This window comes from Amycolatopsis sp. FBCC-B4732 (genome assembly GCF_023008405.1).
Taxonomy (GTDB): Bacteria; Actinomycetota; Actinomycetes; order Mycobacteriales; family Pseudonocardiaceae; genus Amycolatopsis; species Amycolatopsis pretoriensis_A.
Window position 1 is genome coordinate 7,585,550 of the sequence record NZ_CP095376.1, and the last position, 17,318, is coordinate 7,602,867.

The 17,318-nt window shown below is 70.2% G+C and carries 17 protein-coding genes and 1 pseudogene; 13 read left to right on the forward strand and 5 right to left on the reverse strand.

Annotated features, from left to right (window positions below):
- Window positions 1-19 precede the first annotated feature (19 nt).
- A complete protein-coding gene (locus tag MUY14_RS33720; RefSeq protein ID WP_247015199.1) occupies window positions 20-388 on the reverse strand; it encodes a YrdB family protein in 369 nt (122 codons plus the stop codon).
- Between the two features lie 197 nt (window positions 389-585).
- Here MUY14_RS33720 and MUY14_RS33725 point away from each other — a divergent pair, with 197 nt between their 5' ends.
- The 13 genes and pseudogenes from MUY14_RS33725 (at window position 586) to MUY14_RS47385 (ending at window position 13,262) form a co-directional block, all read left to right on the forward strand.
- Window positions 586-1,818 carry a class I SAM-dependent methyltransferase gene (locus MUY14_RS33725; protein WP_247015201.1) on the forward strand — a complete coding sequence of 411 codons (1,233 nt, stop codon included), beginning with the start codon at window positions 586-588 and terminating at the stop codon, window positions 1,816-1,818.
- A gap of 1 nt (window position 1,819) precedes the next feature.
- Window positions 1,820-2,611: a glucose-1-phosphate cytidylyltransferase gene (locus tag MUY14_RS33730; protein ID WP_247015203.1), complete on the forward strand. Its 792-nt coding sequence runs from the start codon at window positions 1,820-1,822 to the stop codon at window positions 2,609-2,611.
- Window positions 2,608-3,255, forward strand: coding sequence for a PIG-L deacetylase family protein (locus tag MUY14_RS33735; RefSeq protein ID WP_247015205.1), 648 nt, complete (start codon window positions 2,608-2,610; stop codon window positions 3,253-3,255). Before MUY14_RS33730 ends, MUY14_RS33735 begins: the two co-directional genes overlap by 4 nt.
- 5 nt (window positions 3,256-3,260) lie before the next feature.
- Complete coding sequence (locus tag MUY14_RS33740; RefSeq protein ID WP_247015207.1) at window positions 3,261-4,280, forward strand: NAD(P)-dependent oxidoreductase; 1,020 nt, start codon at window positions 3,261-3,263, stop codon at window positions 4,278-4,280.
- Entirely contained in the window at window positions 4,280-5,560 is a 1,281-nt protein-coding gene (locus MUY14_RS33745) for a DUF4910 domain-containing protein (RefSeq protein WP_247015209.1), read from the forward strand. The genes MUY14_RS33740 and MUY14_RS33745 overlap by 1 nt, the downstream gene beginning before the upstream one ends.
- A gap of 5 nt (window positions 5,561-5,565) precedes the next feature.
- The gene (locus tag MUY14_RS33750) at window positions 5,566-6,891 is read left to right on the forward strand and encodes a hypothetical protein (RefSeq protein WP_247015211.1); all 1,326 of its coding nucleotides are present in this window, start codon (window positions 5,566-5,568) and stop codon (window positions 6,889-6,891) included.
- Window positions 6,892-6,898: 7 nt separating this feature from the next.
- A complete protein-coding gene (locus MUY14_RS33755) occupies window positions 6,899-7,843 on the forward strand; it encodes a glycosyltransferase family 2 protein (RefSeq protein ID WP_247015213.1) in 945 nt (314 codons plus the stop codon).
- A complete protein-coding gene (locus MUY14_RS33760; RefSeq protein WP_247015215.1) occupies window positions 7,840-9,024 on the forward strand; it encodes a polysaccharide pyruvyl transferase family protein in 1,185 nt (394 codons plus the stop codon). The genes MUY14_RS33755 and MUY14_RS33760 overlap by 4 nt, the downstream gene beginning before the upstream one ends.
- Window positions 9,021-9,569, forward strand: coding sequence for a dTDP-4-dehydrorhamnose 3,5-epimerase family protein (locus MUY14_RS33765; protein WP_247015216.1), 549 nt, complete (start codon window positions 9,021-9,023; stop codon window positions 9,567-9,569). Before MUY14_RS33760 ends, MUY14_RS33765 begins: the two co-directional genes overlap by 4 nt.
- A gap of 8 nt (window positions 9,570-9,577) precedes the next feature.
- Window positions 9,578-10,894 carry a glutamate-1-semialdehyde 2,1-aminomutase gene (locus MUY14_RS33770; RefSeq protein WP_247025377.1) on the forward strand — a complete coding sequence of 439 codons (1,317 nt, stop codon included), beginning with the start codon at window positions 9,578-9,580 and terminating at the stop codon, window positions 10,892-10,894.
- A gap of 93 nt (window positions 10,895-10,987) precedes the next feature.
- On the forward strand, window positions 10,988-12,469 hold the full coding sequence (locus tag MUY14_RS33775; RefSeq protein WP_247015218.1) for a right-handed parallel beta-helix repeat-containing protein: 1,482 nt from the start codon (window positions 10,988-10,990) through the stop codon (window positions 12,467-12,469).
- Between the two features lie 237 nt (window positions 12,470-12,706).
- A pseudogene (locus MUY14_RS47380) lies at window positions 12,707-12,907 on the forward strand (hypothetical protein); the annotation flags it as partial.
- A gap of 157 nt (window positions 12,908-13,064) precedes the next feature.
- Window positions 13,065-13,262: an HAD-IA family hydrolase gene (locus MUY14_RS47385; protein ID WP_396126606.1), complete on the forward strand. Its 198-nt coding sequence runs from the start codon at window positions 13,065-13,067 to the stop codon at window positions 13,260-13,262.
- Here MUY14_RS47385 and MUY14_RS33785 read toward each other — a convergent pair.
- The 4 genes from MUY14_RS33785 to MUY14_RS33800 all read right to left on the reverse strand — a co-directional run bounded on the left by MUY14_RS33785 (window position 13,249) and on the right by MUY14_RS33800 (window position 17,318).
- The gene (locus MUY14_RS33785; RefSeq protein ID WP_247015222.1) at window positions 13,249-13,863 is read right to left on the reverse strand and encodes a maleylpyruvate isomerase family mycothiol-dependent enzyme; all 615 of its coding nucleotides are present in this window, start codon (window positions 13,861-13,863) and stop codon (window positions 13,249-13,251) included. The two genes, MUY14_RS47385 and MUY14_RS33785, sit on opposite strands and share 14 nt — an antisense overlap.
- 388 nt (window positions 13,864-14,251) lie before the next feature.
- Window positions 14,252-14,899 carry a phosphatase PAP2 family protein gene (locus MUY14_RS33790; RefSeq protein WP_247015224.1) on the reverse strand — a complete coding sequence of 216 codons (648 nt, stop codon included), beginning with the start codon at window positions 14,897-14,899 and terminating at the stop codon, window positions 14,252-14,254.
- On the reverse strand, window positions 14,896-16,065 hold the full coding sequence (locus MUY14_RS33795) for a glycosyltransferase family 4 protein (protein WP_247015226.1): 1,170 nt from the start codon (window positions 16,063-16,065) through the stop codon (window positions 14,896-14,898). The genes MUY14_RS33790 and MUY14_RS33795 overlap by 4 nt, the downstream gene beginning before the upstream one ends.
- Window positions 16,062-17,318, reverse strand: a complete 1,257-nt coding sequence (locus MUY14_RS33800; RefSeq protein WP_247015228.1) for an O-antigen ligase domain-containing protein — start codon at window positions 17,316-17,318, stop codon at window positions 16,062-16,064. Before MUY14_RS33800 ends, MUY14_RS33795 begins: the two co-directional genes overlap by 4 nt.

Consider the following 17,318-nt stretch of genomic DNA (forward strand, 5'->3'; position numbering starts at 1 on the left):
CATTCCGGCGCGGAGGGCTTCAGCCGTCTTCGGCGACGACCCGGGTCAGCGCCGCGACGCCGATGCCGACCACCGCCAGGACGATCCCGCTCACCGGCCACCCCACCAGCACGAGGACCACGCCGATCACCGCGAACAGGGCGAACTCGACCAGGAAGCGGGCCGGCTCCGGGAGCCGTGGGCGGGCTCGCGGGGCGATGAACAGCCCCCAGATCGCCGCGGCCACCAGCGGGAGCAGGACGGCGTCGACGATCGCCAGCGCCACGCCCGTGCCGAGCTGGGTCCCGGCCAGGGCCAAGCCGCCCAGGAGGGCCAGCTCGGTGAGGAAGCGGACCGTCAGCACCACGCCCACGACGCCGCTCAGGCGGGGCCCCGTCTCCGAACTCATCCGGCCAGCCTAGGACCGGTCCACAGTGGACGTTACGGGTCCGGACGGGTACTCTCGGTGATCTCCGCCACAGTTTGCCGCTCCAGGTTGCGGTTCCGAATCGGTCCACCAGGCTGCCACGCGTCGCTGTAACGACGGTCCGCCCCTGCTCGACGTGTTAAGCGCACATCGCGACCGCGAGCCAAGGAGCCTGGTAGATGACCACATGTCGACTCTGCGGTTCGACAAACACGGCCAGCGTGGTGGACCTCGGGGCCACTCCCCCGTGTGAGCGATTCTTGACCGCCGAACAGCTCGACGAGGCGGAAGCCACCTTCCCGCTCCACCTGAAGGTGTGCACCGACTGCTGGCTCGCCCAGATCCCGCCGCTGATCGACCCCGGCGACACCTTCACCGAGTACGCGTACTTCTCGTCGTTCTCGACGTCGTGGGTCGAGCACGCGAAGCGCTTCGTCGACAGCTCCGTCGAGCGGCTCGGGCTCGGCGAGAAATCCTTCGTCGTCGAGGTCGCGAGCAACGACGGCTACCTGCTCAAGCACGTCGTCGGGCACGGCATCCGGTGTCTGGGCGTGGAACCCTCGGTGAACGTCGGGCAAGCCGCGCGCGACGCCGGCGTGCCCACCCTGACCGCGTTCCTCTCCGAGGAAACCGGCCTGGCGGTGCGCGAGGAGCACGGACCCGCGGACCTCGTCGCCGCGAACAACGTCTACGCGCACATCCCCGACGTCCTCGGCTTCACGAAGGGCCTGCGGGCGCTGGTCGCCGACGACGGCTGGGTCTCCATCGAGGTCCAGCACCTGCTCACGCTGATCGAAAAGAACCAGTACGACACGATCTACCACGAGCACTTCCAGTACTACACGGTCGAATCCGCGCGCCGGGCACTGGCGACCGGCGGGCTGACCGTCGTCGACGTCGAACTGGTGCCGACGCACGGCGGGTCGATCCGGCTGTGGGCGCGGCCCGACGCCGTCGCGGGCGAGCCCAGCGAGCGGATGACCGACGTCCTGGAGCGCGAAAAGGCCGCCGGGCTGCACGAGCTGTCCGGGTACACCGAGTTCGCCGAGCGCGTCACCCGCGTGCGGCTGGACCTGCTGAAGTTCCTCATCGAGGCGCGCAACGACGGGAAGACCGTCGTCGGCTACGGCGCCCCGGGCAAGGGCAACACCCTGCTCAACCACTGCGGCGTCCGGACGGACCTGCTGCAGTACACGGTCGATCGCAACCCGTACAAGCACGGCCGGTTCACCCCGGGCACGCGCATCCCGGTGCTGCCGCCGGAGCGGATCGAAGCCGATCGGCCCGACTACGTGCTCGTCCTCCCGTGGAACCTCCGGGAGGAACTGACCGGACAGCTCTCCTACATCGGTGCGTGGGGCGGAAAGCTCGTGTTCCCGATTCCCCACCTGGAAATCGTCGAGGTGCAGTGAAGTGAAGGTCGTCCTCTTCTGCGGTGGCTACGGGATGCGGATGCGCAACGGCGCGGCCGACGACGTCCCCAAGCCGATGGCGATGGTCGGTCCGAGACCGCTCATCTGGCACGTGATGCGCTACTACGCGCACTTCGGCCACACCGAATTCATCCTGTGCCTCGGCTACGGCGCGGCGCACATCAAGAACTTCTTCCTGAACTACCAGGAAACCATTTCCAACGATTTCATCCTCCGCGACGGCAAGGCGGAGCTGCTCTCGACCGACATCGCCGACTGGACGATCACGTTCGTCCAGACCGGGATCGAGTCGCCGATCGGCGAGCGCCTGCGCCGCGTCCGCGACTACCTCGACGGCGACGAGATGTTCCTCGCGAACTACGCCGACGTCCTGTCCGACGTGCCGCTGCCGGACATGATCGAGCGCTTCAAGAACACCGACGCCGGCGCGTCGATGATGGTCGTGCCGCCGCAGTCGTCGTTCCACTGCGTGGAGATGGACGAGGGCGGCATGGTCGGCTCGATCACCGCGGTCAGCGAAATGCCGCTGTGGGAGAACGGCGGGTACTTCGTGCTGCGCCAGGAGGTCTTCGACCACATCCCGGAGAACGGCGACCTGGTCGCCGACGGCTGCGGCGAACTGGCCAAGCGCGGCCGGCTCCTGGCCTACCCGTACCGCGGGTTCTGGAAGCCGACCGACACGGTCAAGGAGCGCGCCGCGCTCGACGACGCCTACACGCATGGCAAGAAGCCCTGGGCGCTCTGGGAGCGGCCCGTCGCGAGCACCGCGTGATCGGGCTGCGGCCGGGACGGCTCGGCGGCGTCGTCGCACTCGGCGCGCACTGCGACGACATCGCGATCGGCGCCGGCGGCACCCTGCTGACGCTGTGCTCGTCGCGGCCGGGGCTGAAGGTCGACGCGCTCGTCCTCTCCGGCGGCGGCACGCCCCGCGAGGACGAGGAGCGGGCCGCGCTGGCCGCGTTCTGCCCGGGCGCGCAGGTCGACGTCACGGTGCTCAAGCTGCCCGACGGGCGGTTCCCGGCGCACTGGGAAGAGGCCAAGAACGCGCTGGAGGAGCTGCGGCGGCGGACCGACCCGGACGTCATCCTGGCGCCGCGGACCGACGACGCCCACCAGGACCACCGCGGCCTCGCGAAGCTGGTGCCGACGGCGTTCCGCGACCACCTGGCGCTGGGCTACGAGATCGTCAAGTGGGACGGCGACCTCGGGGCCCCGTCGGTGTACCAGCCGCTCGACGACGACGTCGCCGAGGAGAAGGTGCGGCTGCTGCAGGAGCACTACGCGTCGCAGCGGCACCGGCCCTGGTACGACCGCGAGGCGTTCCTCGGGCTCGCCCGGATCCGCGGCATCGAAGCGGCCGCGAAGTACGCCGAAGCGTTTTTCGTCAAGAAACTCACTCTCGACCTGAAGGGCTGAATCCGATGCGGGTGTTGCTGACGGGGCACAAGGGCTACCTGGGGACGGTGATGGCCCCGGTGCTCGCCGCCGCCGGCCACGAGGTCGTCGGCCTCGACTCCGGGCTCTTCGAGTCCTGCCTGCTCGGTCCGGTCCCGGCCGACCCGGCCGGGGTGGCCGTCGACCTGCGCGACGTCACCATTTCGCACGTCGAAGGCTTCGACGCGGTGATCCACCTGGCCGCGCTGTCGAACGACCCGCTCGGCTCGCTCGCGCCGGAGCTGACCTACGACATCAACCACCACGCGTCGGTGAAGCTAGCGAAGCTGGCGAAGGAGGCCGGCGTCGGGCGGTACCTCTACGCGTCGACCTGCTCGGTCTACGGCGCCGGCGGCGACAAGCTGGTCAACGAGGACGCCCCGCTGAAGCCGGTGACGCCCTACGCCGAGTCGAAGGTGCGCGTCGAGGCCGACGTCCACGAGCTCGCCGACGACGACTTCACCCCGGTCTACATGCGCAACGCGACCGCGTTCGGCTACTCGCCCCGGCTGCGCGGCGACATCGTGCTGAACAACCTGACCGCGCACGCGCACCTGTCCGGCGAGGTGCTGGTGCTGTCGGACGGCACGCCGTGGCGGCCGCTGGTGCACGCCCAGGACATCGCACGCGCGTTCACGGCGGCCCTGACGGCGCCCAAGGAGGCCGTGCACAACAAGGCGTTCAACATCGGCACCGAGGACAACAACGTCACCGTCGCCGAGATCGCCCAGGAGGTCATCGAGGCCGTGCCGGGCTCGACCCTGAACATCACCGGCGAGGCCGGCGCCGACCCGCGCTCCTACCGCGTCGACTTCTCGCGCTTCCGCGCCGCCATCCCGGGCTTCGCCTGCGAATGGTCGGTCAAGGACGGCGCCGTCGAGCTGATCGAGGCGTACCGCAAGTTCGGGCTGACGCGGGAGTCGTTCCAGCAGCTGTTCACCCGGCTCGCCTGGCTGAAGAGCGAAGGCGAAGCCGGCCGCATCGACGACACCATGCGGCGGCGCTAGTGGCGGGCCCGCAGCTGCGGACGGGGGCGGAGCTGCACGCCCTGGTCGAGCGGCTGTACCCGCTCTGCCGCAGCATCACCGGCGACGGTGTGCGGCAGACCCTGGACATCATCGGCGAGCACATCCCGCTGGAGCGGCACGAGGTCCCGACCGGTACGGCGGTGCTGGACTGGACCATCCCGCAGGAGTGGAACATCCGCGACGCCTACGTCGCCGCTCCCTCCGGTGAGCGCGTGATCGACTTCCGGGAGTCGAACCTGCACGTCGTCGGGTACAGCGTCCCGGTGCGGCAGCGGATGCCGCTCAGCGAGCTGCGGGAACACCTGCACACGCTGCCGGACCAGCCGTCGTGGGTGCCCTACCGGACCAGCTACTACGCCCCGGCCTGGGGTTTCTGCCTCGCGCAGGAGAAGCTCGACGCGCTGCCCGACGGCGACTACGACGTCGTCATCGACTCGACAATCGCCGACGGTTCGCTGACCTACGGCGAGCACGTCGTGCCGGGGCGGGTCACCGACGAGGTCATCGTGTCCTGCCACGTCTGCCACCCGTCGCTGGCGAACGACAACCTGGCCGGCATCGCGGTGGCGATCTCGCTGGCTCAGCAGCTGGCTTCGGAGCAGCCGCACTACACCTACCGCTTCCTGTTCATGCCGGGCACGATCGGCTCGATCACGTGGCTCGCGCGCAACGCCTCGCGCATCGAGAAGGTCAAGCACGGCCTGGTGCTGGCGTGCGCGGGCGACCCGGGACCGCTGACGTACAAGAAGTCCCGCCGCGACGACGCCGAGATCGACCGCGTCCTGCAGCACGTCCTGCGCTCGCGCGAACACCGCGTCGTCGACTTCTCGCCGTACGGCTACGACGAGCGCCAGTTCTGCTCGCCCGGTTTCAACCTCGGCGTCGGGTCCCTGACCCGCACGCCGTACGCGGGCTACCCCGAGTACCACACCTCCGCCGACAACCCGAGCTTCGTTTCCCCGGCAGCCATGGAGGACACGCTCGGCGCTTTGAAGGACGCCTTCGGCGTCCTGGACCGCAACCGCCGGTACGTCAACCTCAGCCCGTACGGCGAGCCCCAGCTCGGCAAGCGCGGGCTGTACGACTCGCTCGGCGGCCGCAGCGACGCCAAGCAGGCCCAGATGGCGATGCTGTGGGTGCTCAACCTCTCCGACGGCGAGCACAGCCTCCTGGACATCGCCGAACGCGCCGGGCTGCCCTTCGACATCGTCGACGTCGCCGCCCGCGCCCTGCACGACGCCGGTCTGGTCAAGGAGTGAGCGACGTGGCCAACCATCGCCGTGCACCGCGCTCGATCTTTCGGTCGGGCGCGGTGCGCGCGATGGCCGGACGGTTGAGCTGGGGGCTCGGCGACCAGGCGGTGTCCAGCCTGACCAACTTCGCCGTCGGCCTGTACGTGGCCCGCGAGCTCGGCACGTTCGCGTTCGGCATCTTCAGCCTCGCCTGGGTGACCTACGGCGTGGTGCTGAACGTGTCGCGCGGCCTCGCCACCGACCCGCTGATGGTGCGGTTCAGCGCGGTGCCCGAGGACCGCTGGCGCCTGGGGGTCGCCAGCGCGTCGGGCACGGCCATCGGCGTCGGCTGCGTGACGGGCGTGATCAGCCTGCTCGCCGGCCTGGCCGCGGGCGGCCCGCTCGGCAACGCCTTCGTCGCGCTCGCCGCCGTCCTGCCGGGCCTGCTGCTGCAGGACGCCTGGCGCTTCGCGTTCTTCGCCCGCGGGCAGGGCAAGAAGGCGTTCCTCAACGACGTCGTGTGCGGCGTCGCACTGCTCCCGGCGCTGTTCATCGCCGGCCGGGTCGGCACGGTCGTCGCGTTCGTCCTGGCCTGGGGCATCGCGGCCGCGATCGCCGCGGTCTACGGCTGGTTCCAGACCGGGATCCTCCCGCACCCGCGGGAGCTCGCCGGCTGGCTCCGGTCGCAGCGCGACCTGAGCGTGCGGTACCTGGTCGAGAACGTCAGCAACAGCGGCGCGTCCCAGCTGCGCGCGTACGGCCTCGGCGCCATCGCCGGCATCACCGCCGTCGGCGCGGTCCGCGGCGCCGAACAGCTCCTCGGCCCGTTCCTGGCCCTGCTCATGGGGCTTTCCCTGGTCACCGTCGCCGAGGGCGCGCGGGTGCTTCAGCGGGCGCCGCACCGGCTGAAGCACTTCTGCGTCATCCTCGGCGGCGGGCAGGCCGCCGCCGCCCTGTGCTGGGGCGTCGGCCTGCTGCTCTTGGTGCCAGACAGCGCCGGCCGCTGGGTGATGGGCTCGGTGTGGGACTCGTCGTCCCCGCTGATCCTCCCGGTCACCCTGGCCGTGGTCGGCGCGAGCTTCGCCACCGGCGCGGCCGCCGGCCTCCGCGCGCTGGGCGCGGCCAAGCGGAGCCTGCGTTCGCAACTGATCGCCTCCCTGTTCTACGTCACGTTCGGCATCACCGGCGCCTTCCTCGACGGCGCGGCCGGATCCGCGTGGGGCGTCGCGACCGCGACCCTCACCGGCTCCGTCGTCTGGTGGCTGCAGCTGCGCCTCGGGCTGCGCGACTACGTCCCGCCGGGCGCCGACGAGCCCACCGTCGTCTTCGAGCCGATCAAAGAGCCCATCAAGGAATGAGGACTCCATGACCACCGTCCCGCGGCTGAGCCTCGGCCTCCCGGTGTACAACGGCGAGGAGTACCTCGCCGAGTCACTGGACGCCCTGCTCGGCCAGACCTACGAAGACTTCGAGCTGGTCATCTCGGACAACGCCTCCACGGACGGCACGGACGAGATCTGCCGCCGCTACGCCGACAAGGACTCGCGCATCCGCTACGTCCGCCAGCCGAAGAACATCGGCGCGACGCCGAACCACAACTTCGTGTTCGACGTCTCCCGCACCGAGCTCTTCAAGTGGGTCTCGCACGACGACCTGTACGCCCGCGACCTGCTCAAGCGGTGCGTCGACGCCCTCGACGAGCGCCCGGACGTCATCCTCGCCCACTGCGACCAGGCCATCATCGACGGCGACGGCCGCATCGTCCAGCCGCTGCAGTACACGTTGGACACCGGCTCCCGGCACGCGCCGGACCGCTTCCGCAGCATCCTGTTCGAGCCCGGCGGCGACGACTTCTACGGCGTCATCCGCGCCGACGTCCTCCGCCGCGTCAAGCCGCTCGACAGCTACCACCACGCCGACCGGACGTACTCGGCCGAGATGGCCCTGCACGGCCCGTTCTACCAGGTGCCCGAGCTGCTCTACTTCCGCCGCGACCACCCGGGCCGCGCGGAACGGGCCAACCCGACCATCCGGAGCCGGTGCGCGAATCTGGACCCGCGGCGCGCGAACCGGCTCCGGAATCCCACCGTCCGCCTGCTCGGCGAGTACGTGTACGGGTTCGCGGACCTGATCCGCCGCGCGCCGATCTCGGCCGCCGACAAGCGCGAGTGCTTCGGACACCTCGGCGCCTGGCTGACGAACCGCGCGCGCTCCGGCCACGGCGAGCGCGTCGAGGACCGCGCCCCGACCGCCTCCGACGTCACCACGGTCAACGAGATCGTGGCCGGCCGCGAAGGCAGGCTCGCGTGAAGCGTGCCCCGCGCGTCGGCGTCTTCGGCCTGCTCGGCTCGGGGAACCTCGGCAACGACGGTTCCCTCGAAGCCGTGCTCGGCTACCTGCGCACCGAGCACCCGGACGCCGTCCTGACCGGCCTGGTGGGCGGCCCGGACATCGTCCGCGAGCGGTACGGCGTCGACACAACGCCCCTGCACTGGAACCAGGCCGAGTACGAGACGGCGTCCGGCCTCCGGTCGATCGTCCTCAAGGGACTCGGCAAGCTGGTCGACATCGGCCGCACGGCCGCCTGGGTCCGCCGGCAGGACGTCGTCATCGTGCCCGGCATGGGCGTCCTCGAAGCGACACTCCCGCTGCGTCCGTGGGGTTTCCCGTATTCGCTCTTCCTCCTTTCCGCCACCGGGCGGCTCTTCGGCACCAAGATCGCGCTGGTCAGCGTCGGCGCGAACCACATCAGCGCGCGGGCCACCCGGACGCTCGTCCGCTGGGCCGGCGGCCTGGCCGCCTACCGCTCCTACCGCGACGACATCTCCCGTGACGCCATGCGCGCCATGGGCGTCAACACCAGCCGCGACGAGGTCTACCCCGACCTCGCGTTCTCCCTCCCCACTCCGGCCGCCAACGGTGAGCCGGGCACAGTCGGCGTCGGCGTGATGGCCTACTACGGCGGCAACGACGACCGCGCCGGAGGCGACCGCATCTACCGCCACTACGTCGACACGATGAACCGTTTCGTCGGCTGGCTCGTTGACCAGGGCAGACCCGTCCGGCTGTTCATCGGTGACCAGATCGACCGGCAGGTCGTCGACGAGATCATCGAGAACACCGCTTCCCCGCTGGTGACGGCGGCCTCGGCGGAGACCCTGGACGAGCTGATGCACGAGATGGCGGCGGTGGACAGCGTGGTGGCCACGCGCTACCACAACGTGCTCTGCGCCCTGAAAGTCGCGAAGCCGACCGTTGCGATCGGGTACGCGCCGAAGAACGACGTGCTCATGGCGGAGATGGGCCTCGACGACTTCACCCAGCGGGCGAAGACCGTCGACTTCGACCGGCTCGTCGAGCAGTTCACCGAACTCGAAAACCGGGCGCCGGAACTGCACCAGATCCTGGCCGAACGCAACGACAACAACGCCCAGCGACTCAAGGACCAGTTCGCCGCCCTTTCGGCGGCCCTCTTCGGGGGTGCGCGATGAAGGCCATTCCGGTGCCCGAGATCGAGGGCGTGTACCTGTTCGAACCGACCCCGCACGCGGACGAGCGCGGCTTCTTCAGCCGGACGTTCGACCGCGAAGTCGTCGCGTCGGTCGGCATCGACCCGGACGGTTTCGCCCAAGACAGCCTTTCCCGCTCCCGCAAGGGAGTCGTCCGCGGGATGCACCTGCGCGGCGGAGCCGGCGAGGCGAAGCTGGTGCGGTGCTCGCACGGCGCGATCTTCGACGTCGTGGTGGATCTCCGACCGGATTCACCCACATTTCGCAATGTCAAAACGTTCGAACTTTCCGGTGAGACGCAGGTTTCGGTGTACATCCCGGCGGGCTGCGCCCACGGATTCCAGTCACTCACCGAAGTCTCCGATGTGTCGTATCGTATCGATCGGCCCCACGACCCGTCCGAAGACATCACGATTTCGTACAAAGACCCAGAATTGGACATTTCGTGGCCACTGTCGGTCACAATGGTCAGTGACCGGGATGAGCGCGCGCCGTCTCTCGGAGAGGCGTTGAAACCAACGAGGTGACCCCCATGATGGGAACGAACTTGCCCCGCTCGGCGGAGGCGAACGAGCGGCTGCACCGGGTCATCCCGGGCGGTGCGCACACCTACGCCAAGGGCTCGGACCAGTATCCCGAAGGGATGGCTCCGGTCATCTCCCACGGCCTCGGCGGCCACGTCTGGGACGTCGACGGCAACGAGTACATCGAGTACGGCGCCGGCCTGCGGGCGGTCATCCTCGGCCACGCCCACCCGCGGGTCCTCGAAGCGGTCCGCGGTGAGCTCGGCAAGGGCAGCAACTTCATCCGCCCGTCGATCATCGAGGCCGACGCGGCCGAGCGGTTCCTCGAGAACGTGCCGACCGCCGACATGGTGAAGTTCACCAAGAACGGCTCCGACGCCACGACCGCCGCCGTCCGCCTGGCCCGCGCCGCCACCGGCCGCAAGCTCGTCGCCAAGTGCGCCGACCACGCCTTCTTCTCCACCGACGACTGGTTCATCGGCACCACGCCGATGAGCGCCGGCATCCCGGACGAGACGACGGAAGCGGTCCTGTCCTTCCCGTACGGCGACCTGCAAGCCGCGGAGGAGCTGCTGCAGCGCCACGACGGCGAGATCGCGTGCCTGATCCTGGAGGCGGCCGCGGCGGTGGAGCCGCCGGCGGGGTACCTGCAGGGCCTGCGCGAGCTGACCACCCGGTACGGCGCCGTGCTGGTCTTCGACGAGATGATCACCGGCTTCCGGTGGTCCCCCCACGGCGCACAGGGCCTCTACGGCGTCACGCCCGACCTCTCGACGTTCGGCAAGGCGCTCGGCAACGGCTTCGCCGTCTCGGCGCTGGCCGGCAAGCGGGAGCTGATGGAGATCGGCGGCCTGCGCAGCGACCGCGAGCGGGTGTTCCTGCTGTCCACCACCCACGGCGCCGAGACCCATTCGCTCGCCGCCGCGATGGCGGTGATGGACGTCTACCGCGACGAGGACGTCGTCGGCAGGCTCCACGCTCTCGGCGACCGGCTCGCCGAAGGTGTCCGCGAGGTGGCGGCCGGGATCGGCGTGGAGGACCACGTCGTCGTCCGCGGCCGGGCCAGCAACCTCGTCTTCGGCACGCTCGACGAACAGGGCAAGCCGTCGCAGCCGTACCGGACGCTGTTCCTGCGCGAACTGATCAGCGGCGGTGTGCTCGGACCGTCCTTCGTGGTCAGTGCCGCGCTCACCGAGGCCGACATCGACAAGACGATCGACGTGGTCGCCCAGGCCTGCACGGTCTACCGGAAGGCGCTCGACGCCCAGGACCCGACGCCGTGGATGGGCGGGCGCCCGGTGCAGCCGGTGTTCCGCAAATACGCCTGACCCGACCGGGCCGGAAGCGGATTCACCCTCTGGGTCCGATGAGGACACTGGAGGGTGACTGCTTTCCGGCCCGTTCGTGCGTAACTTCCTGCCATGGGCAGATCTCGTGCGGTTCTCGTCGCTGCTTGCTCGCTCCTGATCGCCGTGGCTTGCCCGGTGGTAGCGCGCGCCGCCGACGGACCCGGGCCGGTGTGCGACCACCAGCCCGCGGAGCACGGGGAAGCGCCTCCCGGGGCCGTCTCCGTCGATCCGGGCGTCGACGGAGACCTCTCGGCCCAGACGGCGGCCCACCCGCCCGGCACGACGTTCTGGCTCCGCCCCGGCACCCACACGCTCGGCACGGACGAGTTCGGCCAGGTCGCCCCGAAGGACGGCGACGTCTACCTCGGCGCGCCGGGCGCGATCGTCGACGGCCGCGGCGTCAACCGCGCGGCCTTCACCCAGCGGGCGCGCGACGTCGAGATCCGCGGGCTCACCATCCGCGGCTTCGCCGCCCTCCAGGACCAGGGCGTGGTCAACCACGACTCCGGCGACGGCTGGCTCATCGAGAACACCACCATCGAGGACAACGCCGGCGCGGGCCTGATGGCCGGTGCCCGCCAGGTCGTCCGGCACAGCTGCTTGCGCAACAACGGCCAGTACGGACTCAACGCCTATCAAGCGGGCGACGGCATCACCGGGCTCGTGCTGGAGGACAACGAGATCACCGGCAACAACACCGGCGACTGGGAGACCAAGGTGCCGGGCTGCGGGTGCAGCGGCGGCGCCAAGTTCTGGGCCGTGAACGGGGCGGACATCCGCGGCAACTGGGTCCACGGCAACCACGGCGCCGGCCTGTGGGCCGACACGAACGACAACGACTTCCTCGTCGAGGACAACCTGTTCGAAGCGAACGCGGCCGAGGCGTTCTTCTACGAGACCAGCTACAACCTCGTGCTGCGCGGCAACACGTTCCGCGGCAACGCGCTGGTGCAGGGCCGCGCGTTCGCCGCCCGCGGCGACAACTTCCCGGTGGCGACGGTGTACTTGTCGGAATCCGGCGGCGAGCCGCGCGTGCCGGCGCGGACCTCGACCGTCGACATCAGCGGGAACACCTTCGAGGACAACTGGGCCGGGATCACGGCGTGGGAGAACGCCGACCGCTTCTGCACCAGCCCGGCGAACACGTCTTCGGGCTATTGCACCGAGGTCGCGCAGCCGTCTTCGTGCGCCGCGGGCACGATCGAGAAGCCGCCGGCGTACGACGACTGCCGCTGGAAGACGCAGCGGGTCGAGATCCACGGGAACACCTTCCGGTTCGATCCCGGCCGGATCGGCTGCACGAGCCTGTGCGGGCGGATGGCGCTGCTCTCGAACTACGGGACTTTCCCGGATTGGTCCCCCTACAAGGGAACCGTGGTCGAGGACGCGATCACGTTCAAGCAGGGCAACCGGTGGCACGGCAACTCCTACACCGGGCCGTGGGCTTTCGTCGTGCATGACACCTCCAGGACGGTCGACACTGCGGGCTGGCGGGCGGAGCCCTACTCGCAGGACGAATGCTCTTCGTTCGGCGGTGGGCCCGCCGGCTGCTGATCACGAGCTTGCCGACCGGGTCCGACAATTTCCACCGGCGCCTGGGCCGGACACGCGACTTTTCCCTTGTGGGCCAGGGGAAAAGTCGCGAACGGAGAATTCCGGACACTGGTCGCTTCACCCTTTCCAGCGATGGCGATCGCACGTGTGTTCGGTACCGTCGAAGACATGGCCTCCTCGACCACCACCCTCGCAGCCCGCGATCGCGACGCGATCGACGTCGTCGCGTTCGACGCCATGGGTGTGCTCTACTCGTGCGCCGACGACGTCGCGGAGCTGCTCGTGCCGTACCTCCGCAGCCACGGCTGCGTGCTGGACCGGCCCGGGATCGCCCAGCTGTACCGGGAATGCAGCCTCGGCAAGATGTCCTCCGCGGACTTCTGGGCGACAGCCGGTGCGGCCGGGGCGTCGGACGAGGAGTACTGCCTGAACCACCGCCTCACCCAAGGCGCGGTCGCCCTGCTCGCCGAGCTCGAGGCCACCGGCGTGCGGCTGGCGTGCCTGAGCAACGACGTGAGCGAGTGGTCGAAACTGCTGCGCGAGCGGTTCGGACTGGGCGAGTACGTCACCGATTGGTTCGTCAGCGGGGACATCGGTGTGCGCAAGCCCGACCCCGGAAGCGTTCGCCACGCTGTGCCGCCGGCTCGACGTGGTGCCCGAAAGAGTGCTGCTCATCGACGACCGCGAAGAAAACGTCACCGCCGCTCGCGACGCCGGTTTCCAGGCGTTGCGCTTCGGCACGCCCCGTCTGTCCACAATGGACCAGTTGCGGAAGGAACTCAGACCGTGGTGAAACGCGCGCTCGGCTCGCCTCGAAGACGCCCGGCGGGCAACCGCCGATTGCACAGCACGAGCAACAGGTCCTGGGCCGCCCCGGTGAGCGGGGTACCGGTGCCGTACGACCAGTCGAGGTCGTCGGCGCGCAGGGCAACGCCGTCCAGGTCGGTCCCGAAGTACTTGACCTGCTTCGGCTTCATCGCAGCGAAGATCACCTCGAGGCGCTCCGGTGGAACACGCCGTTCGAGACCGAGGGCGGTCGTGATGTCCAGCCCGTGGATCACGTCGTGGCTCAAGGCGCCTTCCGCCCCACCGCCCGGCGGCCGCCAGAGGTGGTCGGCGTTGTCGCGCAGCGAGGCGACCAGCGCCTCGCGCGACAGTTCAGCGGCATCCCGGCGGGCAACGCGGTCAGCCATGGCGTGGAAGCGCCCGCCGGACTTCACCAGCTCACGCACGAACCGCCCGGTCGAGAACCGGAACGGCATGGTCATGTGCGCGACGACCTCGGGCACCCGCCAGCCGGCGCACAAGGTCGGCGTCACCCAGTCACCGGGCGAAAGCCCGTCCAGCACGACGGCCAGCTCCCGCCTCTCGGCGGCGATCAGCTCTTGGATCATGGGGATCTCCTTCGCAGGTAGGACACCCCACCGACGAACGAAACCCGCCCGGACCGACAGCACCGACGCCCCGATCTCCACCGCGGTCCGCGATCGCTCCGGTCAGCCGGCAAAGCCGATCGGCCAGGCCCACCCGACACCGGCCCATCGGCGGACCACGCCCACCAGCCGCACTCGCCTGCAACCGGCGCCGGCGCATCAAGCGGCCGCCAGCCACACCGACCCGAACCCGACACCGGCCAGTCGAGCGACCACGAGCCGACCGGCCAAGCCAATCGACCACCCGAGCCCGACGCCAGCCAAACAAGCATCCGGCCAACCGATCGCGCCCATCGACCACACCCCCACACGGCCAGAACCGGGCCGGCGAGCGACCACCGACCAGCCCTCAGAGCCGGTCGGCGACGCGATCCACCACCCACCCCGTCGCCGGGACCGCGGCCAGCGCGGCGCAGAACCCGCCGACCGCATCCGTCGGGTAGTGCGCCCCCAAGGCCACCTCGGCCCACCCCATCGCAACCCCGGCCACCAGAGCCAATCCGAGGACCAACGGCACCGCGGTCCCGCGCCCCAGCTCCAGCCGATCGGCCAGCAGCAGGCCGATGACCAGCGCGAGTGCCGTCGCCAGAGCCGTGTGCCCGCTCGGGTACGACAGGAACTCACCATGGATGGTGCGCCCGACGATCGGCTTCAAGGCCGTCGTCACGGCCACCGTGACCAGGACGCCCAGCACCGTCAGCACGGCCGTCCGCGCGCGGCGGGCCAGGAAGCACACCCCGGCGATCAGGGCGACCAGGATCACCGACCCGACTGGTTCGCCGCCGAAGTCGATGACCAGCGCGACGTACCGCCACGGTGGCTCGACCCCGTCGAGCGACGGCAGGACGGCGGCGTCGATCCCGGTCAGCCCGGAGTCGTGGAAGTGGAGGATGCCGAGCGCCACGAGCACCGCCGTCGCCAACGCTCCCGACATGGCCAGCGGGGTGCGCAGCACGAGCGGCAGGACCGCCGGTGCCGTCCGGACCAGCTGCTTCACGCCTCGATCGCCGCCTTGTACCCGGCGATCAACCGGTCCAGGCCGACCGCCGGGGTGAAGTCCTTCTCGTACCGGACGCGGGCCGCGTCTCCCATCTCGCCGTTGCGGTCGCCGACGACCTCGCGCAGCCGTTCCGCGAGCGACACCTCGTCGTTCGGCTGGTGCAGGAGGCCGGTGATGCCGTCCTCGACGAGCTCGGGGAACGCCCCGTGGGCGGCGGCGACGGTGGGCACGCCCGCCGCCATGGCCTCGACCACCACGAGGCCGAACGCCTCCAGCCACGTCGACGGGGCGACCACCGCGACCGCGTCGGCCGTGAGCACGCGGCATTCGGCCTTGTTCTGGAGGCCCACGTACGAGACGTCGGCACGTCCGGCCGCCCAGGCCGCGACCTCGTCCTGCATCGGGCCCGTGCCGGCGATGACCAGCGGAACGCCCAGGGCGCCGCCGAGGCGGTCCCAGGCCCGCATCAGCAGGCCGACCCCCTTCTCCTCGGTCACCCGGCCGAGGAACAGGACGTGCTTCCCGTCGCCGGTGCGGCGGACGCCGGGGTCGGTGACGAAGTTGTGCTTCACCGCCATCCGCTCGCCGGGCATCCCGGCCGACACGAGGAGGTCGCGTTGCGCCGCCGAAATGCAGAAGAACCGCGAAACGCCCGTCCACCACCGGCGCCGGTTCGCGACCATGCTCGCCGCCATCGGGAGCGTGGCCGCGCTCGAACCGCGGTAGCAGCCGTGCTTCACCGCCGGCAACGGTGAGCCGCCGACGCACTCGGTGCAGATGTGGCCGTCGCGGTGGAGCGTGCCGGGCGGGCAGACCATCGTGTAGTTGTGCAGCGTCGCGACCGCGGGCACCACCGCGTCCGCGCAGGCGGCGACCACCGACGGTGACAGCAGCGGGAACGTGTTGTGGATGTGCACGACGTCCGGGCGCTTCGCGCGCAGGCGGGCGGCGAGTTCCTTCCGCACCGCCGGGTTCCACGGCACCATCAGCGGCACCGCGGCCTTGCGGGGCAGCGGCATCGCCGCGATGTCGTCGCTGCGGCGTTCGAACAGCGACACCTCGTGGCCGCCCTCGGCGAGCAGCGAGACTTCGGCGTCGACGACGTTGTTCTCCCCGCTCGGCTGCTCGGACCGGTACCGGTTGTGCACCACGAGCACCCTCACGCGCTTGCCCCCTTCGCCGGGATGAATGCTTGTTCGTCGGACTGCGGAACACCGCGGACCAGCAGTGACGCGGCCACGGCCAGGTGCAGCAGATACGGCGACGCGTCGCCGAGACCAGCTTCGGTGTAGGAGGCCGAAACGCAGTAGGTGATCAGGAAGATCGCGCACGCCCTCGCCAGCGACGGCGGCCGCAGCACCGCGACGACGATCAACGTGAGGAGGAACCCGGCGACCAGGGCGATTCCGACGAAGCCCTGCTCGTGGTAGATCGCGAGCCAGCTGTTGTCGATCGGGAGGCCGTCGTACGACTTGTCCGTCAGCCCGACGCCGAAGATGTACTCGGCCGTCGACCGCGGGGCCTCCAGCAGTGCGTCCCACACCTTCGCTCGGCCGGTGAGGCTGGAGAAGTTGTCCGCGCTCTGCCCGCGAAGGAACCACGTCTGGAGCGCGCCCGCGAGGACCACGCCGGCGACCCCGCCGACGCCGACCGTCCACGCGAACACCTTCCGAGCGCGGGCGCTGGTCAGGAGCATCGACAGAAAGGCCACCGAGAGCCCGGCGACGAGGCCGAGCGTCGCGGTGCGGGTGTGCGTGAGCATCAGCAGGCCCACCACCGGCACCACGATGACCACCGCGCTGCGCCACGTCGTGCGGCGCCCGAACCAGAGGAGGAGCGTGAGCCCGGCGATGACCGCCGCGTACTGGCCGATCTGCGGCGGGGTGAGCGGCCAGATCGCGCCCGAGAGCCGGCCGCCGTAGATTTCCGGCATCGCGTTTCCCGGGGAGATCACCAGGCCGATCGCCACGGACGCGAGCACGATGGCGTAGGTGCGGATGTGGTAGCGGACGAAGTTGAAGCTGCCGTCCCACCAGCGGGTCAGCAGCCAGAGCGTGGACACGAACACCGTCAGCCGGAAACACCGGAACAGCGCGCCCGCGCCCTCCTTCAGGTCGGCGCTGGCGAGGATGCTGGACACCAGCAGCAGCGTCAGCAGCAGCAAGTAGGCGCTCGAGCGGACCCGCAGGTGCTTGTTCAGCACCAGCGCGATCACGAAAGCCGTCATCAGCGAGCCCATCGTGACCAGCTGGCTGACCGACCGCGGCAGCGGGATGACCGTCTTCGCGCCGGTCGACCCGAGGGTGTTGAGGATCAGCAGCGCCCAGGCCAGCCCGGCCCACTTCGGGGTCGCGGACGCGGGTTCGGCCGCGGCCTCGCCGCGGATGCCGGCGATCGATGCGGTGTGCGCCGTCAT